This window comes from Citrobacter europaeus (assembly GCF_037482245.1).
Lineage (GTDB): Bacteria > Pseudomonadota > Gammaproteobacteria > Enterobacterales > Enterobacteriaceae > Citrobacter > Citrobacter europaeus.
This window is the reverse complement of record NZ_CP148084.1, coordinates 3950417-3969474: the sequence shown is the minus strand read 5'-3', so window position 1 is coordinate 3969474 and position 19058 is coordinate 3950417. Positions and strand designations below refer to the sequence as shown.

The window sequence follows — 19058 nt, the reverse complement described above, 5'->3', positions numbered from 1 at the left end:
GCCGGATGCGGCGCTGGCGCCTTATCCGGCCTCCGGCAGCGCGCAAATTGTATGCCTGATAAGCGCAGCGTATCAGGCATAGTGGATTGCGGCTATTTTGTAAAACCGTTTTGCATACAAATTTGCGCGCTGGTTCTCAGCGTAAAGGCGACCTTGTCTGGGTACTGACTGTAGTAGTTATGCTCTTCTTCCAGCCCTTTGGCCTGCGCCAGGCGTACCGTTTCCAGCGAGCAGGTACGGTAGACCAGGTCTTTATTCATATTGGTCTGCTTTTCGCGCTGTTTATCTGCAGACAGCGCCAGCCAGCTTTCGGACAGCGAGTAATCGTAGACCACCCGATTTCCTTTCGCCTGCACGTTCTCAATGGTAATGAATTCGTCGATTTTCAGCCTTGGCTGCCCACGCATTTTTTTCTTATCTTCTGCGGCGGCATATTGGGCCAGCGCATTAATATCCATGCTGGCTATTTTCTGCTTATAAATATCGACATAGGCGGCGGGTTGCTGATAATGCTGAGCGTAGGCGTTTCTTAATTCTCCGTCGCTCATCGTACAGCCCGCCAGAAATAAAGGTAATAGCAGTGCCAGTTTTATTTTAGTCATGATGTTATCCCGTTCATTATTGTGGTCCCAGTCGCCCATAACAGAATAGAGAAATGATTACGGGTGATAGTTAAGGTTGTATAAACGAGGACACGATGACACAAGTTCAATAGTCTTAAAATGATGTAACAGGCGGGAAACCCTGCCAGAATTGGCAGGGTTTTTGAACAGACTGATAAAGAATTAATGGCCGATCATGTTTGCTTTCGGGATCAGCTGGAAATACATGTGATCGGGTACCGGTGTATCCCAGACATTGGCATATACAGCGTAACCAATAGTGGCAAACAGAATTCCCAGCACCAGTATTGTCATGGCAACACCCGACAGCGCCGTCTGGCGCCATAATGGTTTACCACCGTTGCCTTGCGCACCTGGCGGTGTCTGCAGGGAAAAGCTCAGCGTTGAGGCTACCGGGCAGGATTCAACGCAGGTCATGCAGCCAGTGCATTCCACGGTTCGCACCTGAATCAGTCTGTCTACCGGGATATTCGACAGGCAGTTTTTCGCGCATTTCCCGCAGTCGATGCAACTGTCGGCATTGCGGCGGATTTTAAACGGTGAGAGCAGCGAGAAAAGCCCAAGCAACGCGCCGTAAGGGCACAGATAACGACACCAGGCGTTGCGAATAAACAGACTCAGAATGCTGATAACCACCACGGAGATAAGCGTGGCGGAGCCAATATGGCGAAAGAAATCGAGCATCTTGACATCGATAATGATGCCATAGGCTGAGGTCAGAAAATATTGGATCCCCTGGGCGGGCATCGACAGGGCGATATACAAGAAGAAGCTCAGCAGCAAATACTTCAGGCTGAGCAGCGGGATATCCAGCCAGCGCGACAACGTGAAGTTGCGACCGAATAATTTTTTGCCCAGATTGCCGAGCAGTTCGGAAAGCGTGCCCACCGGACATAACCACGAACAGAAGGCTTTTTTTAACAACAGGCTGATCAGGATAAACGCAACTAACAGCAGCATGGAGGCGGCATGGATGGGCGGAAGAAAACCGGTCTCCAGCGTATAGCGGATATTCATTAAGCCCGCAATCGGTAGCCATCCCTCAATACCGCCGGGCCTTGGTACATAGACGCTGGTACCGGCGGTTTCGAAATAGCGGACCCAATACCAGAACGTCACGCCAATATAAATATTGATAGCCAGCAGGAGAAATTGGGTGGCTTTTCGCCAACTGCTGGCATTGCGCCAGTCATTCCAGGGCAGTTTGCCTCCGGTCGTGCCTGGGCGGCGCTGCCAGCGCGTTCTCTTCTTCCCGTTCATGATTTTATACTGTCCCTCATATTTCCCCTTCTGCATTCAGAAGGCGTCATCACCGGGATATGCTAGCGCTATTCAGATTTGGTGTATTTGATTTGCATCTTATTACGCGGCTGTTATTTTTATCATGCGAAAATACCTGAATAATAATAACAGCCTGATATTTATCACAGGTCAGATAAATACCCTGAACGGGGTATTTATTTCTCTGCAGAGCAATGGTTATTCCTGATAAACCTCAACGCGGTCACGACCATTACTTTTTGCCTGATAAAGTGCGCGATCGGCTTTATCAACCAGTTGTTTGTAGTCGGGATGATAGTCATATTCGGCAATACCGATACTGACGGTAATAGAAAACGTTTCTGTCGCAGAGGCGGCCATGCGCATCCCGGCAATTTTCATACGCAGCGTTTCCAGAATAATACTGGCCTGCGATTCATCTGACTCGACGAGCAGAATCATAAATTCTTCACCACCGTAGCGGAACACGTAATCGCTGCTACGGATATGATCATAAATAACCGCCGCGACGCTTTTGAGCGTCAGATCACCGGTATTATGTCCGAAGTTATCGTTAATTTGCTTGAAGTAGTCGATATCCAGCATTGCCAGGCTAAAAGGCTTACGCGCATGTAACGCCAGCGAGATTTCGCGTCGCATGATGGTCGGAATAAAGCGGCGGTTAAGCAACTGGGTCAGCGAATCTTTACCATTTTCCTGCTTAACCAGCGCCTCAAACATTGAGGCGAGCAGGAAATGGATTTTTGCTGAGAGCTGGCGAACATCCTGTAATAAGCTCATCCGTTCGGGCTCTGTCGGTTGATGCTGAGGTGACAGGGTGGTCGTCAGACGAGTGTCGATCTCTGCAATCAGTGATTCCATTTCGTTGAGCAAATTGCTGTTGCCAAGAATATGTTTTCCCTTATGCGAGAACCACATACCAAAATCAGAGTTCGCCAGAAATACCATTTCACCGAAAGGCATTGCGGTGGCAATGTTATAGATAAACTGGTTTTCCCAGTCAGTAAACGAACGGATTTGCCGCTCACGCTCGACGTTAACGTCATCGTAAATAGTCTGCAGACGATACTGCTCCTGAGTATGCAGCGAGTTTTGATGGCTTGGGGAATAGGAGACTGTCATGGCCTCCAGTGCGGTATCCATTGCCAGACTGCTGAAACAGATAGCATCGCTCAGCAGAGAGGACGAATAGTCCGCTTTGGTTTTCAACACCCGATACAGCTCATCTTTGAGCTTACGCGCGCCGCGGTTCACCAGATCGATGGGCAGACCGATGCGGGCATGCACCACGCCAATTTTGCGTTGTTTGGCCAGCAGTTGTGAGAGATCTTCATGCGCACTGCCAAGGACGCTGCGCAGCCAGTCAAACATGCTGCCGCTGAGGCGGGTACTGACCTGTTCTGTATTGAGGAATAATGCGCTCTGGGCGTGGGAGAGCATATAGTCATAAAAAACGGTCACTAAATGGCGGATCTCTTCATCGCTTAACGATGTCAGGAGCGTGTGAACTTCAGGCGATGTTTGTCGTATCAGCGCCTGCCATTCTGTAAGGAGTAATGTGTCGTTTACCGGTTCAACCTGTTCCATCTCACTGCCACTCAACGTGCGATTAAAAATTCAGGCGGTATTACGGACAATTACCTCACGATGGTCAAGTTAAACTCTCTTATCGATGGCTAATACCTTCATAAATAAGCCTGAGCGCGAAGACACCGATAATGGCGCCAATCACCCGGCTGGCAACCCGCTGGATTCGGCCATAAGCACGGCGCACGGCGGGCAATGAAAACGCCTGACTGAGAAAAATACGCCAGATAACGGAAGACAATATTATGCCTGCCCAGGCCATCAACCTGGCCCACGTTGGCGTGTCAGCGCTTAAGGTGACCGAGAAGATACTAATAAAAAACAGCACGGTTTGCGGATTAGATAAATCCGTTAATAATCCACGGCGGAAAAACACATACCACGGGGCGGAAAGCGGCTGTTGTAACGTTGCCATTTGCGGCGTAGCCTGATGCCGGATGCTGTTCCAGGCGAACCACAGCAGATAGGCGCCGCCGACAATCTTAATCAACGAAAAGATCTCTTCACACTGGGTGATAAGCGTCGCCATACCAAAGAGCCCGAGGCCGGAGTAAAACGCATCGCCTAAGGCCACGCCCAGACCGGTCATGACGCCTGCGCGTCGTCCTGACGCCAGGCTGGTTTGCACCACCACAAACAGATTCGCGCCGGGATTAAAAAAAGTTAAAACAAACAGGCTGACGGTGAGTATGACGGCGTGCAGAGGTTCCATAGACAACGTATCCATTAGTGAGGGCGGAAGCAGGGTCAGCTAACACTATAATTTTAGTATCCACGTCATTCTGCGTATTCACTCACACTGCGCGTTTTGCGTATTTAACGATTAGCAAAATATCTTTATATTTCCGCCTGCTCTGGATCTTTTTATCAGCCTGAACTACTTATTAATCATCCTTGACTCGCGTGTCGAATGTTCAGGGGGCGATGATGGCATATATAACAAAACCTGGAGCTTTTATATGAAAACTGGATATAAAGTACTTATTGGTGCGTTAGCTTTAGTTTTTTCCAACGCCTATGCTGCGGAATTTATGACAAAACTTGAGTTTGAAAAGGTTGAGTCGCAGTACACAAAAATCGGTGATATTTCAACGAGTAATGAAGTTTCTGTTGCAGATGCTAAAGAAGAGCTGCTGAAGAAAGCTGAAGAGAAAGGCGCTGATGTGGTGGTATTAACCTCCGGCCAAACGGATAACAAAATCCATGGCACAGCTAATATTTACAAGAAAAAATAACGTGCTGCTGTGAAAAATACGCCACCCGTCGGTCATTGTACTGGCGGGTTTTCTTTTAATCTGCGCCAGAACGTGGTTCTGCTAATTCCGAGATAGCGTGCAGCCGCGGTTTTATCACCATTGAATTGTGCCAGCACCTGCTGCGGCGTCAACGATGTGGATAGCTGTGGGGAGTCAGCAGCAACGACCAGTTCCGGTAACAACTGCTGCAGGAATTGTACATTCAGCTCAGGCTGCGGCTCGACGCTTAAAAACAGCGCCAGACGCTCCATCATATTACGCAGTTCGCGGATATTTCCCGGCCAGCCATAATTGAGCAACGTCGGTTGACTCAGTCCCAGCCCCTTACGCACGGGTTCAGAAAACGGCACATCCAGCTCCGCCAGCGACTGTTTTAAAAAGCCTTCCGCCAGCGGCAGGATGTCGGGCAACCGCTCGCGTAGCGGCGGCAGCTTAAGGCGTAAAATGCTCAGGCGATAAAACAGATCGGTACGAAACTCTCCCTGCTTCATCTCCTGCTCCAGATTACAGTGAGTGGCGCTAATCACACGTACATCGACCGGAATCGGCTGATGTCCACCGACCCGGGTAACCTCTTTTTCTTCCAGCACGCGCAGTAGTCGGGTTTGTAACGGCAGCGGCATCTCGCCTATTTCATCAAGAAACAGCGTTCCGCCGTGAGCGATTTCAAACAGGCCCGCACGTCCTCCCCGACGGGAGCCGGTAAAAGCGCCATCTTCATAGCCAAACAGTTCAGCTTCCAGCAATGATTCAGTGATTGCCCCGCAGTTGACAGCAACAAACGGCGGCGAGGGCTTCCCGCGGCGATTGTCCTGACGGGTGAAAAACTCACGGTGAATGGCCTGCGCCGCCAGCTCTTTGCCCGTGCCGGTTTCGCCCTGAATCAGCACTGGCGCACGCGAACGGGCGTAGAGCATAATGGTGTGCCGCACCTGTTCCATTTGCGCAGAGTGACCGCGCATATCCCCCAGCGCATAGCGGGTACGTAGTGTATCGCCAGAGGCGTACTGACCGTTTCTGCGCAGCGTCAGCCGGGTCATATCCAGCGCATCGACAAAAGCCTGGCGCACGGTAGCTGCTGAATAGATAAAAATACCGGTCATGCCTGCTTCTTCCGCCAGGTCGGTGATCAACCCCGCGCCGACCACTGCCTGCGTGCCGCTGGCCTTCAGCTCGTTGATTTGCCCACGGGCATCTTCTTCGGTGATATAGCTGCGCTGTTCAAGCTGCAAATTGAAGGTCTTTTGAAAGGCGAGAAGCGCAGGGATGGTTTCCTGATAGGTAATGACGCCAATCGACGAGGTGAGCTTTCCCGCTTTTGCCAGCGCCTGTAGCACGTCAAACCCGCTGGGTTTAATCAGGATCACCGGAATCGATAAACGGCTTTTCAGATATGCTCCGTTGGAGCCCGCGGCAATGATGGCATCACAGCGCTCGGTGGCCAACTTCTTGCGGATATACGTCACCGCCTTTTCGAAACCAAGCTGAATAGGGGTGATGGTCGCCAGATGGTCGAACTCGAGGCTGATGTCGCGAAACAGTTCGAACAGACGCGTGACCGAAACCGTCCAGATAACCGGTTTGTCATCGTTCACCCGCGGCGGAAGATGCGTATCAGCCATAACCAACCCAAAAAGTAAGGAACCGAGTATTAGGGTTTAGTTGTGTTTCATAAATGTTGCAATGAAACGTGATGGAATGTTTCATGAAACGATAGCTGACACGCTTTTGTGCAACACAGAGACAAGGATTGACCTTAATATATTGTTTTTAAATTAAAATTCATAAATTAATTAAAAATTAAGGTCTTTGGCATACCCCTTGCTTTAAGTAAATCAACGAATGCTAACAAGTTGATAACAAGAGGACGGGATATGTCTCTACACTCCCCAGGGCTGGCGTTTCGCGCCGCGCTCAGCAAAGAAAATCCATTACAAATCGTAGGCACCATCAACGCCAATCACGCTCTGCTGGCCCAACGCGCCGGATATCAGGCAATTTACCTCTCTGGCGGCGGCGTCGCGGCGGGCTCTTTGGGTCTGCCGGATCTCGGTATTTCTACCCTTGATGACGTGTTGACTGATATTCGTCGCATTACTGACGTTTGCCCGCTGCCGCTGCTGGTGGATGCAGATATCGGTTTTGGATCGTCAGCGTTCAACGTGGCGCGAACCGTGAAGTCGATTGCCAAAGCCGGTGCCGCCGCGCTGCATATTGAAGATCAGATCGGCGCCAAGCGTTGCGGTCATCGCCCGAACAAAGCGATCGTCTCGAAAGAAGAGATGGTCGACAGGATCCGCGCCGCCGTGGATGCGCGTACCGATCCCAACTTTGTCATCATGGCGCGAACCGATGCGTTGGCGGTGGAAGGGTTAGAGGCGGCTATCGATCGTGCCCAGGCATACGTTGAAGCGGGTGCGGACATGCTGTTCCCGGAAGCCATTACCGAACTTGCGATGTACCGCCAGTTTGCCGATGCGGTACAGGTGCCGATCCTCGCCAATATTACCGAATTTGGCGCTACGCCGCTGTTCACCACCGATGAACTGCGCAGCGCGAACGTCGCGATGGCGCTGTATCCGTTGTCAGCCTTCCGCGCCATGAACCGCGCGGCGGAAAAGGTTTATAACGTGCTGCGCCAGGAAGGAACGCAAAAGAGCGTTATCGACATTATGCAGACGCGCAACGAACTGTACGAAAGCATCAATTACTACCAGTTCGAAGAGAAACTCGACGCGCTGTACACAAAAAAGTAGCCACGTAGGCCTGATAAGGCGAAGCCGCCATCAGGCAATGCCGGATGGCACTGCGTTTATCCGGCCTGCGTAGCTACTCGCACACCCTCAGCACCCTACATATTATAAAAATGACGAGGACAACATGAGCGACACAACGATCCTGCAAAACAGTACCCATGTCATTAAACCTAAAAAATCGGTTGCGCTGTCAGGCGTCACCGCCGGAAATACCGCGCTGTGCACCGTAGGAAAAAGCGGTAACGACCTGCACTATCGCGGCTACGATATTCTCGACCTGGCGCAGCAGTGCGAATTTGAAGAAGTTGCGCACCTGCTGATCCACGGAAAATTGCCTACCCGCGATGAACTCAACGCCTACAAGATTAAATTAAAAGCGCTGCGTGGATTGCCCGCTAACGTGCGTACCGTGCTGGAAGCGCTACCTGCCGCCTCGCATCCGATGGACGTGATGCGCACCGGCGTCTCCGCGCTGGGCTGTACGCTGCCGGAAAAAGAGGGGCATACCGTTTCCGGCGCACGCGATATTGCCGACAAGCTGCTGGCGTCGCTCAGTTCAATCCTTCTGTACTGGTATCACTACAGCCATAACGGCGAGCGCATTCAGCCGGAAACCGACGATGATTCCATCGGCGGCCACTTTCTGCACCTGCTGCATGGCGAAAAGCCGTCGCAAAGTTGGGAAAAGGCGATGCATATTTCGCTGGTGCTGTATGCCGAGCATGAATTTAACGCTTCCACCTTTACCGGTCGCGTGATTGCAGGGACCGGCTCCGATATGTATTCCGCCATTATCGGGGCGATTGGCGCACTGCGCGGGCCGAAACATGGCGGAGCGAATGAAGTGTCGCTGGAGATCCAGCAGCGCTACGAAACGCCGGACGAAGCTGAAGCGGATATCCGTAAACGCGTTGAAAACAAAGAGGTGGTGATTGGCTTTGGCCACCCGGTTTACACCATCGCCGACCCGCGTCATCAGGTGATTAAACGCGTGGCGAAACAGCTTTCACAGGAAGGCGGTTCACTGAAAATGTACAACATCGCCGACCGCCTGGAAGAGGTGATGTGGGAAACGAAAAAGATGTTCCCGAACCTCGACTGGTTCTCGGCGGTTTCCTACAACATGATGGGCGTCCCCACTGAAATGTTCACTCCGCTGTTTGTCATCGCCCGCGTCACTGGCTGGGCGGCGCACATCATCGAACAGCGCCAGGACAACAAAATTATCCGTCCTTCCGCCAACTATACCGGCCCGGAAGATCGCGAATTTGTCGCGATTGAAGAACGTTGCTAATACCAAACCTCGAAAGATAAAAAACAGGAAATGTACCCTATGTCTGCACATATTTCGAACGTCCGCCCGGAATTTGACCGTGAAATCGTTGATATCGTTGATTACGTCATGAACTACGAAATCACCTCGAAGGTGGCGTATGACACCGCGCATTATTGCCTGCTGGATACCTTAGGCTGCGGCCTGGAAGCGCTGGAATATCCGGCCTGTAAAAAACTGCTGGGGCCGGTCGTCCCCGGGACTGTGGTGCCGAACGGCGTGCGAGTTCCGGGCACCCAGTTCCAGCTTGACCCGGTGCAGGCGGCGTTTAATATCGGTGCGATGATCCGTTGGCTGGACTTTAACGACACCTGGCTGGCCGCGGAATGGGGCCATCCTTCCGATAACCTCGGCGGTATTCTGGCTACGGCTGACTGGCTGTCGCGCAATGCGGTGGCGGTGGGGAAAGCGCCGTTAACCATGAAAAAAGTGTTAACCGGAATGATTAAAGCCCATGAAATTCAGGGCTGTATCGCGCTGGAAAACTCTTTTAACCGCGTAGGTCTCGATCACGTCCTGTTGGTCAAAGTGGCCTCGACGGCGGTGGTTGCCGAGATGCTTGGCCTGAGCCGGGATGAAATTCTTAACGCCGTGTCGCTGGCATGGGTCGACGGCCAGGCGCTGCGTACCTATCGTCATGCGCCAAATACCGGCACGCGTAAATCCTGGGCGGCAGGCGATGCCACCTCGCGTGCAGTACGTCTGGCGCTGATGGCGAAAACCGGTGAGATGGGATACCCGTCCGCACTGACGGCGAAAACCTGGGGCTTTTATGACGTCTCTTTTAAAGGTGAGTCGTTCCGCTTCCAGCGCCCGTACGGTTCTTACGTAATGGAAAACGTGCTGTTTAAAATCTCCTTCCCGGCCGAGTTCCACTCGCAGACTGCGGTAGAAGCGGCAATGACGCTATACGAGCAACTGCAGGCCGCAGGTAAAACGGCGGCGGATATCGAAAAAGTGACCATTCGTACGCACGAAGCCTGTATCCGCATCATCGATAAAAAAGGTCCGCTCGATAACCCCGCAGATCGTGACCATTGTATCCAGTATATGGTTGCCGTTCCGCTGCTGTTCGGACGTTTAACGGCGGCAGATTATGAAGACGGCGTGGCGCAGGACAAACGCATTGATGCCCTGCGCGAGAAGATCACCTGCTTTGAAGATCCGGCGTTTACTGCCGATTATCACGACCCGGAAAAACGCGCCATCGCCAACGCCATCACCCTGGAATTCACCGACGGTTCACGTTTTGAAGAAGTGGTAGTGGAATACCCAATCGGCCACGCGCGCCGTCGTAACGACGGCATGCCGAAGCTGGTCGAGAAGTTCAAAATCAACCTGGCGCGTCAGTTTCCGACCCGTCAGCAGCAGCGCATCCTGGATGTCTCCCTGGACAGAACTCGCCTGGAGCAGATGCCGGTCAATGAGTATATGGATTTATTTGTTATCTGAAACCCGACTCATCAGGCGTAAGTTCAACAGGAGAGCATTATGTCTTATAGCGAGTTTTATCAACGTTCGATTACGCAGCCGGAGTCGTTCTGGGCCGAGCAGGCCCAGCGTATTGACTGGCAGCAGCCGTATACACAGGTACTGGATCACAGCAACCCGCCGTTTGCCCGCTGGTTTTGCGGCGGCACGACCAATCTGTGCCATAACGCCATCGATCGCTGGCTGGACAAACAGCCCGAGGCGCTGGCGCTGATTGCGGTGTCATCAGAAACCGAAGAAGAACGCACGTTTACCTTTCGTCAGCTGTATGACGAAGTGAACGTCGCAGCGGCGATACTGATGTCGCTGGGCGTACAGCGCGGCGATCGAGTATTGGTTTATATGCCGATGATCGCCGAGGCGCACATTACGCTGCTGGCCTGCGCGCGCATTGGGGCGATCCATTCGGTGGTGTTCGGTGGTTTCGCCTCGCACAGCGTGGCGGCGCGCATCGACGACGCCCGACCGATGGTTATCGTTTCGGCGGATGCCGGGGCGCGCGGCGGCAAGATCCTGCCGTATAAAAAGCTGCTCGATGATGCGATCGATCAGGCGAAGCACCAGCCGCGTCATGTGGTATTGGTCGATCGCGGTCTGGCGAAAATGGCGCGGGTCGAGGGGCGTGACCTTGACTTTGCCGCCCTTCGCCAACAGCATCTCGGGGCGCGGGTGCCAGTTGTCTGGCTGGAATCAAACGAAACGTCCTGCATTCTCTACACCTCCGGGACAACCGGCAAACCGAAAGGCGTCCAGCGCGACGTTGGCGGCTATGCGGTCGCACTGGCGACCTCGATGGACACCATTTTCGGCGGTAAAGCAGGCGGCGTGTTCTTCTGCGCGTCGGACATCGGCTGGGTGGTTGGACATTCCTATATCGTGTACGCTCCGCTGTTGGCGGGGATGGCGACGGTGGTTTACGAAGGGCTGCCAACGTATCCGGACTGCGGAGTATGGTGGAAAATTGTTGAGAAATATCAGGTCAGCCGGATGTTCTCGGCCCCGACCGCCATTCGCGTACTGAAGAAATTCCCGACCGCGCAAATCCGTAATCACGATCTTTCCTCGCTGGAAGTGCTGTATCTGGCGGGTGAGCCGCTGGACGAGCCGACCGCCAGTTGGGTCACGGAAACGCTGGGCGTCCCGGTTATCGACAACTACTGGCAGACCGAATCCGGCTGGCCGATTATGGCGATCGCCCGCGGGCTGGACGACAGACCGTCGCGGTTGGGCAGTCCTGGCGTGCCGATGTATGGCTATAACGTGCAGTTGCTCAATGAGGTGACCGGTGAACCTTGCGCGGCGAACGAGAAGGGGATGCTGGTGATTGAAGGGCCACTGCCGCCGGGCTGTATTCAGACCATCTGGGGGGATGACGCGCGGTTTGTAAATACTTACTGGTCGCTGTTTTCCCGCCAGGTGTACGCCACCTTTGACTGGGGGATTCGTGACGCGGACGGCTATTACTTTATTCTTGGTCGGACAGATGACGTCATCAACGTGGCCGGGCACCGGCTGGGGACGCGCGAGATAGAGGAAAGCATTTCCAGCTATCCAAACGTCGCCGAAGTGGCGGTAGTCGGCGTGAAAGACGCGCTGAAAGGGCAGGTGGCGGTCGCGTTTGTCATTCCGAAACAGAGTGACAGCCTGGAAGACCGCGACATTGCTCATTCGGAAGAGAAGGCGATTATGGCGCTGGTGGACAGTCAAATTGGTAACTTTGGCCGTCCGGCGCACGTCTGGTTTGTATCGCAACTGCCGAAAACACGCTCCGGCAAAATGCTCAGACGAACGATTCAGGCGATCTGCGAAGGCCGCGATCCTGGCGATCTGACGACCATTGACGATCCCTCGTCGTTACAGCAAATCCGTCAGGCGATCGAGGAGTAGCGTCGTGTTATGCCCGGTGGCGCAATGCTTACCGGGCCTGCGTTTTAATCCGCTTTCTTATACGGTCCGTGATAGTAATCAAACGGTGCATAAAGCGTATCGGCCACGAACGATAACGGCACATCAACAAATAACAGTGCTAAATCGAAATAGTTATAATCGTAAGCGCCCGGGTTTTTTAGTTTATCAATATCATGGTGCATACCCACGTAATACGTAGCTGAATCCTCACCTGCCGTGCGTGCATCAATGCTGCCGCATCCTGAAAGTAATACGCTGATAAAGAGCGCCATTACCGCAACCGTCTTTTTGCTCATGCTATGACCTGGCTTCTCGCCCCGTTTTATCATAACGGTAAAAAAGCGGCTGGTTGTCCTCGGAACTTAAATTACCAGGTCAGGGTACATCATGTGAGGATTGCACATCGTAGGCCGGATAAACCACGTGAGTGGTGTATCCGGCATGACGGTTTAAATTGACGGATCCACTTTATAATTTTGGTAATAGTACTCTCTATCTCGTTCGTTAATGTTTCTTATTACCCGGCAAGGAACCCCCACGGCTACGACATCTGGCGGAATGTTGTTTGTGACCACGCTCCCCGCGCCAATAACGGAATTATCGCCAATCGTTATGCCCGGGTTGATGACTACGTTACTGCCAATCCATACGTTATTGCCGAGGGTGACCGGAAAGGAAAACATCTCTCCGGATTTCCTTAATTCGTTGTGAACAGGGTGACCCGTTACCGTGATCGTGACGTTTGGCGCAATTAAAACGTTATCGCCAATGGTGACCGTGTAATCATCCACAATGGTAAAGTTAAAATTGGCATAGAAATTTTTGCCAATGTGAATATTGCTGCCGTAGGAGAAATAAATGGGGGGCTCGATCCACGCATTCTCTCCCACGGTGGCAAACATTTCACGAATCAGTCTTTCCCTCTTTTCAACCTCCGATGGACGCGTATGGTTAAATTCATACATTAACTCTTTTCCGCGCAGTCTCTCCTGCGGCAGTCCCTCGCCCATATCGGTAAACAGCTTGCCTGCTTTTATTCGGTCTCTTATCGACATGCTCATCGAAGATATTCCCTCTGTGTCATTGGTCTTCAGGCTTGTTTACTTGCTGGAGTGAAAACGCGGGAAAACGGTCCCGGCCCGCTAAGGGTGAATACGGAAATTAGCGTGAAGCTCAGCGCAATGATCCCCAGCACCAGATACGCCCCCTGGAAACCAATGCTTTCATACATTTTTCCGGCCAGAACTGACATGAAAATCATGGCTAACTGTTTGAAGAAGCAGAAACACACCAGGTAAATCGTGGCCGAGAAACGCACTTCAAACTGACTGGTGATGTATTTGAAGCAACCGACAATCAGGAACGGTATCTCGAACATATGCAGCGTTTTGAGGATCACGACCTCCAGCGCAGTGGTGGCAAATGATGAACCAATGATCCGCACCGACATGATCGTACCGGCCAGCAGCAGGGCGTTCTTTCCGCCGATGCGGTTCACAATCAGCGGCGCAAAGAACATGATCGAGGCGTTGAGCAATTCCCCCATCGTCGTGACGTAGCCAAACACGCGGGTACCCTGTTCGCCGGTGGCAAAGAATGAGGTAAAGAAGTTGGCGAACTGCTGGTCAAATACGTCATAAGTGCAGGAAACGCCGACCACGTACAGGGAGAGGAACCAGAGTTTCGGTTGTTTGAATAATTCCAGCGCCAGCTTCAGGCTGAATGCCGAGTTGTTGGCACCTACCGCATCCGCGACTTTTGCTGAAGAGGGGGCATCTGTTTTTGAAAAGAGCAGCAGCAATGCCAGAATGACCGCACAGCCAGAACCTAACCAGAAGACAAACTGGTTATTGATGGTGAACATAATTCCGGCAATTGAGGCGCACAGCGCCCAGCCCACGCAGCCAAACATGCGCGCGCGACCAAATTCAAAGTTGCTTCGGCGGCTGGCCTTTTCAATATAGGCTTCAATCGCCGGAGCGCCGGCATTGTAAATAAAGCCAAGATAAATCCCGCCGACAATCGAACCCAGTAAAATATTAACCTGTAATAACGGGCCAAAAACGTAAATAAAGAACGGGGCAAACATTACCAGCATTCCGGTAATGACCCACAGCAGGTGTTTACGCAGGCCAAGCTTATCGGAAAGCAGTCCGAAAATTGGCTGGAATAATAACGAAAACAGTGAAATACAGGCGAAGATTATCCCGGTGTCACCTTTACTGATCTGATTTACATCGTGTAACCAGATAGGGAAGAAGGGGAAATAGGCACCCATAATGAAAAAGTAAAAGAAGAAGAAAAAGCCGAACATCCAAAAGTTAGTGTTTTTTAAATAATACATAACAGACTTCCTCAGGAAAAATAAGGGCAGGTCATAACCTGCCCATTATTATTATGTTTAACCCCAGATAACCTGGTAGTGATAACGTCCGGCGCTCAGCTGAAATTCCGGCGACACGGAAGGACTCCACGAATCATCGCCGCCGACGCCCATATGGAAGCCATCAATATTGAGCCAGGTGCCCGCCTCAGGTTGCAGCAGATGGCGGTGGCTGGTTTCCATCAGTTGCTGCTGGCTAAAGCGGCTGATGTTGAACAGGAAGTCTCCGCGCCACTGGTGCGCGCCGTAGTGCAGTTCACGCGTGCCGCAGCGCAAACCGTTTTCGCCCGGGAAAACATACGGGGTGTACATCTCATCTAGCGACAGATCCCAGCGATCGAAACAGGCGGCACTCAGGCGATCCGGGTAGTTCTCATGCGGACCGAGACCTAACCAGTTCACTCGCTCTGCGACCTGCGACAGTTGGCAGCTCAGGCCGATACGTGCCGGATGCGGCGTACCGCTGGCAACGTCGACATCCACCGTTATTTGCATTTCACCCTTGCCGTCGATGCGGTAGCTTTTTCGGCTGACGAACAGCGTTTCACCCTGATACTGCCACGCATGTTCGGTGGCGATCAGTACCGCATTGCTCAGCGTGTCGGCAGCACAGTGCAGTAACGTTGCTTCGACCTGATAATGACCGGCAGCCTTCCAGCGTTCAATCCAGGCATTAGGGTCGATGCGGGTTGATTCGCTCACGCCGATATCGTTATCCAGCGGCGCGCGGGTGAACTGGTCGGTCAGTGGGGTTAACAGTTGGGCTTTATCGCCAATCCAGTACTGTGTCAGCAGGCCAGACTGACGGTCGAATTGCCAGCGCTTGTTATCGTTCTCAACGGTAAAGATGTTTTCGCTAACGTTAAGCTGTGGCGCGAAACAGTGAGTTGGTAGCCGTGCCAGGCTGAGTTTTTCTTCCAGCTTCCACTGCTGCCAGGCGCTGATATGCCCGGCGTCTGACCACGCGGTTGCCTGAGGTTGTTCTACGCGCACCGTCAACCACAGCTGGCCAGCGGTTTCCGGCATCGGGACATCAGGCAGGGTAATCACCTGGCGGCCCTGTGGGGCGATATCCAGAACGATTTCTCCGGCGCCCAGCGGATTGCCGTCCTGAGCTATCGACCAGTGCAGAACTTCGTTATCGCTGCGGCGGAACAGATATTCGCTGGTCACTTCAATCTGGCGTTCAGCGCCCGGCAGTAACGTGAACTGGAAGAACTGCTGTTCATGTTTGGCCTCGTATAACGCCGGATGCGGAGTGCGATCGGCGAATACCAGTCCGTTCATGCAAAACTGACGATCGTTAGGTGTGTCGCCAAAGTCGCCACCGTAGGCTGACCATGCCTTGCCGTTATCATCATATTTAATCAACGACTGATCCACCCAGTCCCAGACAAACCCGCCCTGCAGGCGCGGATACTGACGGAACGCTTGCCAGTATTTGGCGAAGCCGCCAAAACTGTTGCCCATGGCGTGGGCGTATTCGCAGAGGATCAGCGGACGCTGCTCGCCGGGCATCGACAGCCACTTTTTAATCGACCATTTGGGGACTGCGGGGAAGGGCTGATCCTGATCTACGCGGGCGTACATCGGGCAAATAATGTCGGTCGCCGCGGTATTTGCGCCGCCGCCTTCATATTGTACCGGGCGTGACGGGTCTGCTGATTTTATCCAGCGGTAGAGTGCGTCGTGATTGACGCCATGGCCGGATTCATTGCCCAGTGACCAGATGATAATGCTCGGATGGTTGCGATCGCGTTGTACCATGCGCGTGACGCGCTGGCTCATGGCAGGCAGCCAGGCGGGATCGTCGGTGAGGCGGTTCATCGGCACCATGCCATGGGTTTCAATGTTGGCTTCGTCGACGACATACAGACCGTAGCGATCGCACAGGGTGTACCACAACGGATGGTTCGGGTAATGGGAGCAGCGCACGGCGTTAAAGTTATTCTGCTTCATCAGCAGAATATCCTGCACCATCGTCGCCTCGTCCATCACCTGGCCGTTGACCGGATGGTGCTCATGACGGTTGGTGCCGCGAATCAACAGCGGCTTACCGTTAAGTAACAGCAGGCCGTTTTCAATACCAACCTGACGAAAGCCGACGTCACAGGCTTCCGCTTCAATCAGCACTCCGCCCGCGGTGCGTAACTGCACAACGCCGCGGTACAGATTGGGGGTTTCGGCACTCCACAGCGCCGGCTTTTCGACGTTCATACGCAGGGTAACCCGGTCATGATAAGCGCCGCGTTCATCAATAATCTCGCTGCCGAGTGGGGAGGTCGTTTCGTGAGTGAGCGTTTCACTTTCCCACAATTGCAGGGTGACGCGTAACTCTTCGCTCGCGTTGCCCGCCACTCTGACTTCCGCCTCCAGTACGGCGCGGCTGAAGTCGTCGTTAAAATGGGTGTTAATACGCAGGTCGCAGATTTGCACAGTGGGCTTATGCAGCAAAGATACGTCGCGAAAGATCCCGCTCATGCGCCACATGTCCTGGTCTTCCAGATAACTGCCGTCGCTCCAGCGCAGCACCATCACGGCCAGACGATTTTCGCCGCGTAACAGATAATTGCTAAGATCGAACTCCGATGGCAGGCGGCTATCCTGACCGTAGCCGACCCAGCGGCCGTTGCACCACAGATGAAACGCGGAATTGACGCCGTCAAAAATAATGCGTGTCTGACCTTCATCTAACCACGCGTCTTCAATATTGAATGTGAGCGAGTAACATCCTGTCGGGTTCTGTGCCGGAACGTACGGAGGATTAACCGGGATTGGGTAGGTGACGTTGGTATAAATTGGCGCATCGTAACCGTCCATCTGCCAGTTAGAGGGAACGTTGATAGTGTCAGCCTGTGGCAGATCGCTTGTCAGCCAGCTTTCCGGCACTGCTTCCGGCGCGGGAAACCAGGCGAATTGCCACTGGCCATTCAGCGAACGTAACTGAGTCGAGCGCTGATTAGTACGCGCATCATCCGCTGAGCGCCAGCTACAGAACGGCGGGTGCGCCTCCAGACGGTTGAGCTGCGAGACGCCGGGATTTTCCCAGTCGCGACGTTTCAGAACAGCGGAGAGTGAATCAGTGTTCAGGTTCATAACGGTATCCTGTTTGAATTTGTTATTCGCTCACAATTTCAATCAAAATACGAATAAGCGATCCCAACTGTAAAGGATAGGGCGTTCAATGAGTGAACTGACTCACACAATTGTTATGCGTTCACAATTTTGGTGTGAGCTGAGAAACTTGCCGTGCCAGCTGGATCAGTGAATCTGCCAGCGCCTGGGGAGAGGTGGTTTGGGTATCGGGTGGCAGAACCGTTTTGCGCTTAACCAGGGTTACGGGCAGCAGTTGGTTGCCCACGCTCGATTCGCCACGGGGAAGTTGCAGAAGCCTGTCGACGCTGGTTTCACCCAATAACGGAAAATCTTGCCTGATGGTGGTCAGCGGTGGAATGTAGCAGGCGCTGTCCTCAGTGTCATCGTAGCCGATCACTGAGATATCCACCGCCACCCGCAGACCAAACTCGCTGATTGCCCGCATCGCGCCCAGCGCCATCTGATCGTTCGCGACCAGCATGGCGGTGGGGAGGTTACCGTCATTAAGCATATGCAGCGTTTGCTGAAAACCAGACATCGCGCTCCAGTCGCCTTCCAGCTCCGCGGTGGGTTGCAGCTGGTAGTGCGCCAGATATTTGTGCCACCCCGCATGCCGAAGCCTTGCCGAAACCGAAGTGTGCGGCCCGCTCAGCAGGGCGATCCGTTGATGTCCGTGCTGCACCAGATGCTCAACGCCGAGGCGCGCGCCGTCGTCATGGGAGAAAATCACGCTGTTAATTGGCGTCTGGTCAGAGACATCAAGAAACAGCACCGGCACCGTACCGCAGGCGGCAGCCACGGCAATGGCGTCTTCTTCATCCAGTGGATAGTTGATGATAAGCCCGGTTACGCGTTGAGAAAGCAGGTTATGCACCGCGGCTTTACATGCCTCAACGCCGCTGCGCTCGACCATGGCGATCACCACGCTGGCACCCGACTGGTCGGCGCGGGATTTTATGGCGGCAACGATTTGCGACGGGGCATGCAGGGCAAGGTTCGCCGTCACGACGCCAATCAGCGGCGTCTGTTTTCCCGCCAACTGTTGTGCGACGCGGTTAGGGATGTAATTGAGCTCCGCCATCGCGGCCTCAACTTTCTGTCGGGTTTTTGCGGAAACGTGGCTGGCCTGATTCACGACGCGCGAGACGGTCTGGTAAGAGACTCCTGCATGGTCTGCCACATCGTATAGCGTTACCGGTTTCACGTTTATCACCCCTTTCATGACGTTATCTGCGCGCTATGATGCCACAGCGGGACGGTTTTGGGGGATTTGCGCATGGGTTCTGCGAGGCGCATTCCAGGGTTGCGCCTCGTGTGCTGGAGGATTTATCGTCGTTGTGCTTA

The 19058-nt window shown here is 53.3% G+C and carries 15 protein-coding genes; 5 read left to right on the top strand and 10 right to left on the bottom strand.

Annotated elements, in window-relative coordinates; translation table 11 throughout:
- Positions 1 to 92 precede the first annotated feature (92 nt).
- The 4 genes from WHR59_RS18660 to WHR59_RS18645 all read right to left on the bottom strand — a co-directional run bounded on the left by WHR59_RS18660 (position 93) and on the right by WHR59_RS18645 (position 4203).
- Positions 93 to 602 carry a hypothetical protein gene (locus WHR59_RS18660; RefSeq protein ID WP_223306664.1) on the bottom strand — a complete coding sequence of 170 codons (510 nt, stop codon included), beginning with the start codon at positions 600 to 602 and terminating at the stop codon, positions 93 to 95.
- A gap of 183 nt (positions 603 to 785) precedes the next feature.
- Entirely contained in the window at positions 786 to 1883 is a 1098-nt protein-coding gene (locus tag WHR59_RS18655) for a 4Fe-4S binding protein (RefSeq protein WP_338843368.1), read from the bottom strand.
- 219 nt (positions 1884 to 2102) lie between these two features.
- The gene (locus WHR59_RS18650) at positions 2103 to 3491 is read right to left on the bottom strand and encodes a diguanylate cyclase (protein ID WP_047413160.1); all 1389 of its coding nucleotides are present in this window, start codon (positions 3489 to 3491) and stop codon (positions 2103 to 2105) included.
- Positions 3492 to 3570: 79 nt separating this feature from the next.
- On the bottom strand, positions 3571 to 4203 hold the full coding sequence (locus WHR59_RS18645; RefSeq protein WP_043015327.1) for a LysE family transporter: 633 nt from the start codon (positions 4201 to 4203) through the stop codon (positions 3571 to 3573).
- Between the two features lie 247 nt (positions 4204 to 4450).
- Here WHR59_RS18645 and yahO point away from each other — a divergent pair, with 247 nt between their 5' ends.
- Positions 4451 to 4726 carry a DUF1471 family periplasmic protein YahO gene (gene yahO, locus WHR59_RS18640; RefSeq protein ID WP_003830901.1) on the top strand — a complete coding sequence of 92 codons (276 nt, stop codon included), beginning with the start codon at positions 4451 to 4453 and terminating at the stop codon, positions 4724 to 4726.
- A gap of 32 nt (positions 4727 to 4758) precedes the next feature.
- Here yahO and prpR read toward each other — a convergent pair whose 3' ends face one another.
- Positions 4759 to 6369, bottom strand: a complete 1611-nt coding sequence (gene prpR, locus WHR59_RS18635) for a propionate catabolism operon regulatory protein PrpR (protein ID WP_181230716.1) — start codon at positions 6367 to 6369, stop codon at positions 4759 to 4761.
- A gap of 252 nt (positions 6370 to 6621) precedes the next feature.
- On the opposite strand from prpR, the gene prpB reads away from it, so the two are divergent.
- From prpB to prpE, 4 genes are all read left to right on the top strand, one after another.
- The gene (gene prpB, locus WHR59_RS18630) at positions 6622 to 7503 is read left to right on the top strand and encodes a methylisocitrate lyase (RefSeq protein ID WP_043015329.1); all 882 of its coding nucleotides are present in this window, start codon (positions 6622 to 6624) and stop codon (positions 7501 to 7503) included.
- Between the two features lie 124 nt (positions 7504 to 7627).
- Positions 7628 to 8797 (top strand): bifunctional 2-methylcitrate synthase/citrate synthase, encoded by a 1170-nt coding sequence (prpC, locus tag WHR59_RS18625; RefSeq protein ID WP_043015330.1) that lies wholly within the window; start codon positions 7628 to 7630, stop codon positions 8795 to 8797.
- A gap of 39 nt (positions 8798 to 8836) precedes the next feature.
- The gene (locus WHR59_RS18620) at positions 8837 to 10288 is read left to right on the top strand and encodes a bifunctional 2-methylcitrate dehydratase/aconitate hydratase (protein WP_087051668.1); all 1452 of its coding nucleotides are present in this window, start codon (positions 8837 to 8839) and stop codon (positions 10286 to 10288) included.
- A gap of 39 nt (positions 10289 to 10327) precedes the next feature.
- Entirely contained in the window at positions 10328 to 12214 is a 1887-nt protein-coding gene (prpE, locus tag WHR59_RS18615; protein ID WP_338843367.1) for a propionate--CoA ligase, read from the top strand.
- A gap of 44 nt (positions 12215 to 12258) precedes the next feature.
- Here prpE and WHR59_RS18610 read toward each other — a convergent pair whose 3' ends face one another.
- The 5 genes from WHR59_RS18610 to WHR59_RS18590 all read right to left on the bottom strand — a co-directional run bounded on the left by WHR59_RS18610 (position 12259) and on the right by WHR59_RS18590 (position 18918).
- Complete coding sequence (locus WHR59_RS18610; RefSeq protein WP_338843366.1) at positions 12259 to 12531, bottom strand: YceK/YidQ family lipoprotein; 273 nt, start codon at positions 12529 to 12531, stop codon at positions 12259 to 12261.
- Positions 12532 to 12684: 153 nt separating this feature from the next.
- The gene (gene lacA / locus WHR59_RS18605; protein ID WP_338843365.1) at positions 12685 to 13296 is read right to left on the bottom strand and encodes a galactoside O-acetyltransferase; all 612 of its coding nucleotides are present in this window, start codon (positions 13294 to 13296) and stop codon (positions 12685 to 12687) included.
- 29 nt (positions 13297 to 13325) lie between these two features.
- On the bottom strand, positions 13326 to 14579 hold the full coding sequence (locus WHR59_RS18600) for an MFS transporter (protein ID WP_043015335.1): 1254 nt from the start codon (positions 14577 to 14579) through the stop codon (positions 13326 to 13328).
- 57 nt (positions 14580 to 14636) lie between these two features.
- Positions 14637 to 17714, bottom strand: a complete 3078-nt coding sequence (locus tag WHR59_RS18595; protein WP_338843364.1) for a beta-galactosidase — start codon at positions 17712 to 17714, stop codon at positions 14637 to 14639.
- Positions 17715 to 17835: 121 nt separating this feature from the next.
- Entirely contained in the window at positions 17836 to 18918 is a 1083-nt protein-coding gene (locus tag WHR59_RS18590) for a LacI family DNA-binding transcriptional regulator (protein WP_199994274.1), read from the bottom strand.
- Positions 18919 to 19058: the final 140 nt, after the last annotated feature.

What these genes read in the sequence shown, in the direction of transcription:
- WHR59_RS18660 (WP_223306664.1), bottom strand. Translation starts at nt 602, where the DNA reads ATGACTAAAATAAAACTGGCACTGCTATTACCTTTATTTCTGGCGGGC.
- WHR59_RS18655 (WP_338843368.1), bottom strand. Translation starts at nt 1,883, where the DNA reads ATGAACGGGAAGAAGAGAACGCGCTGGCAGCGCCGCCCAGGCACGACC.
- WHR59_RS18650 (WP_047413160.1), bottom strand. Translation starts at nt 3,491, where the DNA reads ATGGAACAGGTTGAACCGGTAAACGACACATTACTCCTTACAGAATGG.
- WHR59_RS18645 (WP_043015327.1), bottom strand. Translation starts at nt 4,203, where the DNA reads ATGGAACCTCTGCACGCCGTCATACTCACCGTCAGCCTGTTTGTTTTA.
- yahO (WP_003830901.1), top strand. Translation starts at nt 4,451, where the DNA reads ATGAAAACTGGATATAAAGTACTTATTGGTGCGTTAGCTTTAGTTTTT.
- prpR (WP_181230716.1), bottom strand. Translation starts at nt 6,369, where the DNA reads ATGGCTGATACGCATCTTCCGCCGCGGGTGAACGATGACAAACCGGTT.
- prpB (WP_043015329.1), top strand. Translation starts at nt 6,622, where the DNA reads ATGTCTCTACACTCCCCAGGGCTGGCGTTTCGCGCCGCGCTCAGCAAA.
- prpC (WP_043015330.1), top strand. Translation starts at nt 7,628, where the DNA reads ATGAGCGACACAACGATCCTGCAAAACAGTACCCATGTCATTAAACCT.
- WHR59_RS18620 (WP_087051668.1), top strand. Translation starts at nt 8,837, where the DNA reads ATGTCTGCACATATTTCGAACGTCCGCCCGGAATTTGACCGTGAAATC.
- prpE (WP_338843367.1), top strand. Translation starts at nt 10,328, where the DNA reads ATGTCTTATAGCGAGTTTTATCAACGTTCGATTACGCAGCCGGAGTCG.
- WHR59_RS18610 (WP_338843366.1), bottom strand. Translation starts at nt 12,531, where the DNA reads ATGAGCAAAAAGACGGTTGCGGTAATGGCGCTCTTTATCAGCGTATTA.
- lacA (WP_338843365.1), bottom strand. Translation starts at nt 13,296, where the DNA reads ATGAGCATGTCGATAAGAGACCGAATAAAAGCAGGCAAGCTGTTTACC.
- WHR59_RS18600 (WP_043015335.1), bottom strand. Translation starts at nt 14,579, where the DNA reads ATGTATTATTTAAAAAACACTAACTTTTGGATGTTCGGCTTTTTCTTC.
- WHR59_RS18595 (WP_338843364.1), bottom strand. Translation starts at nt 17,714, where the DNA reads ATGAACCTGAACACTGATTCACTCTCCGCTGTTCTGAAACGTCGCGAC.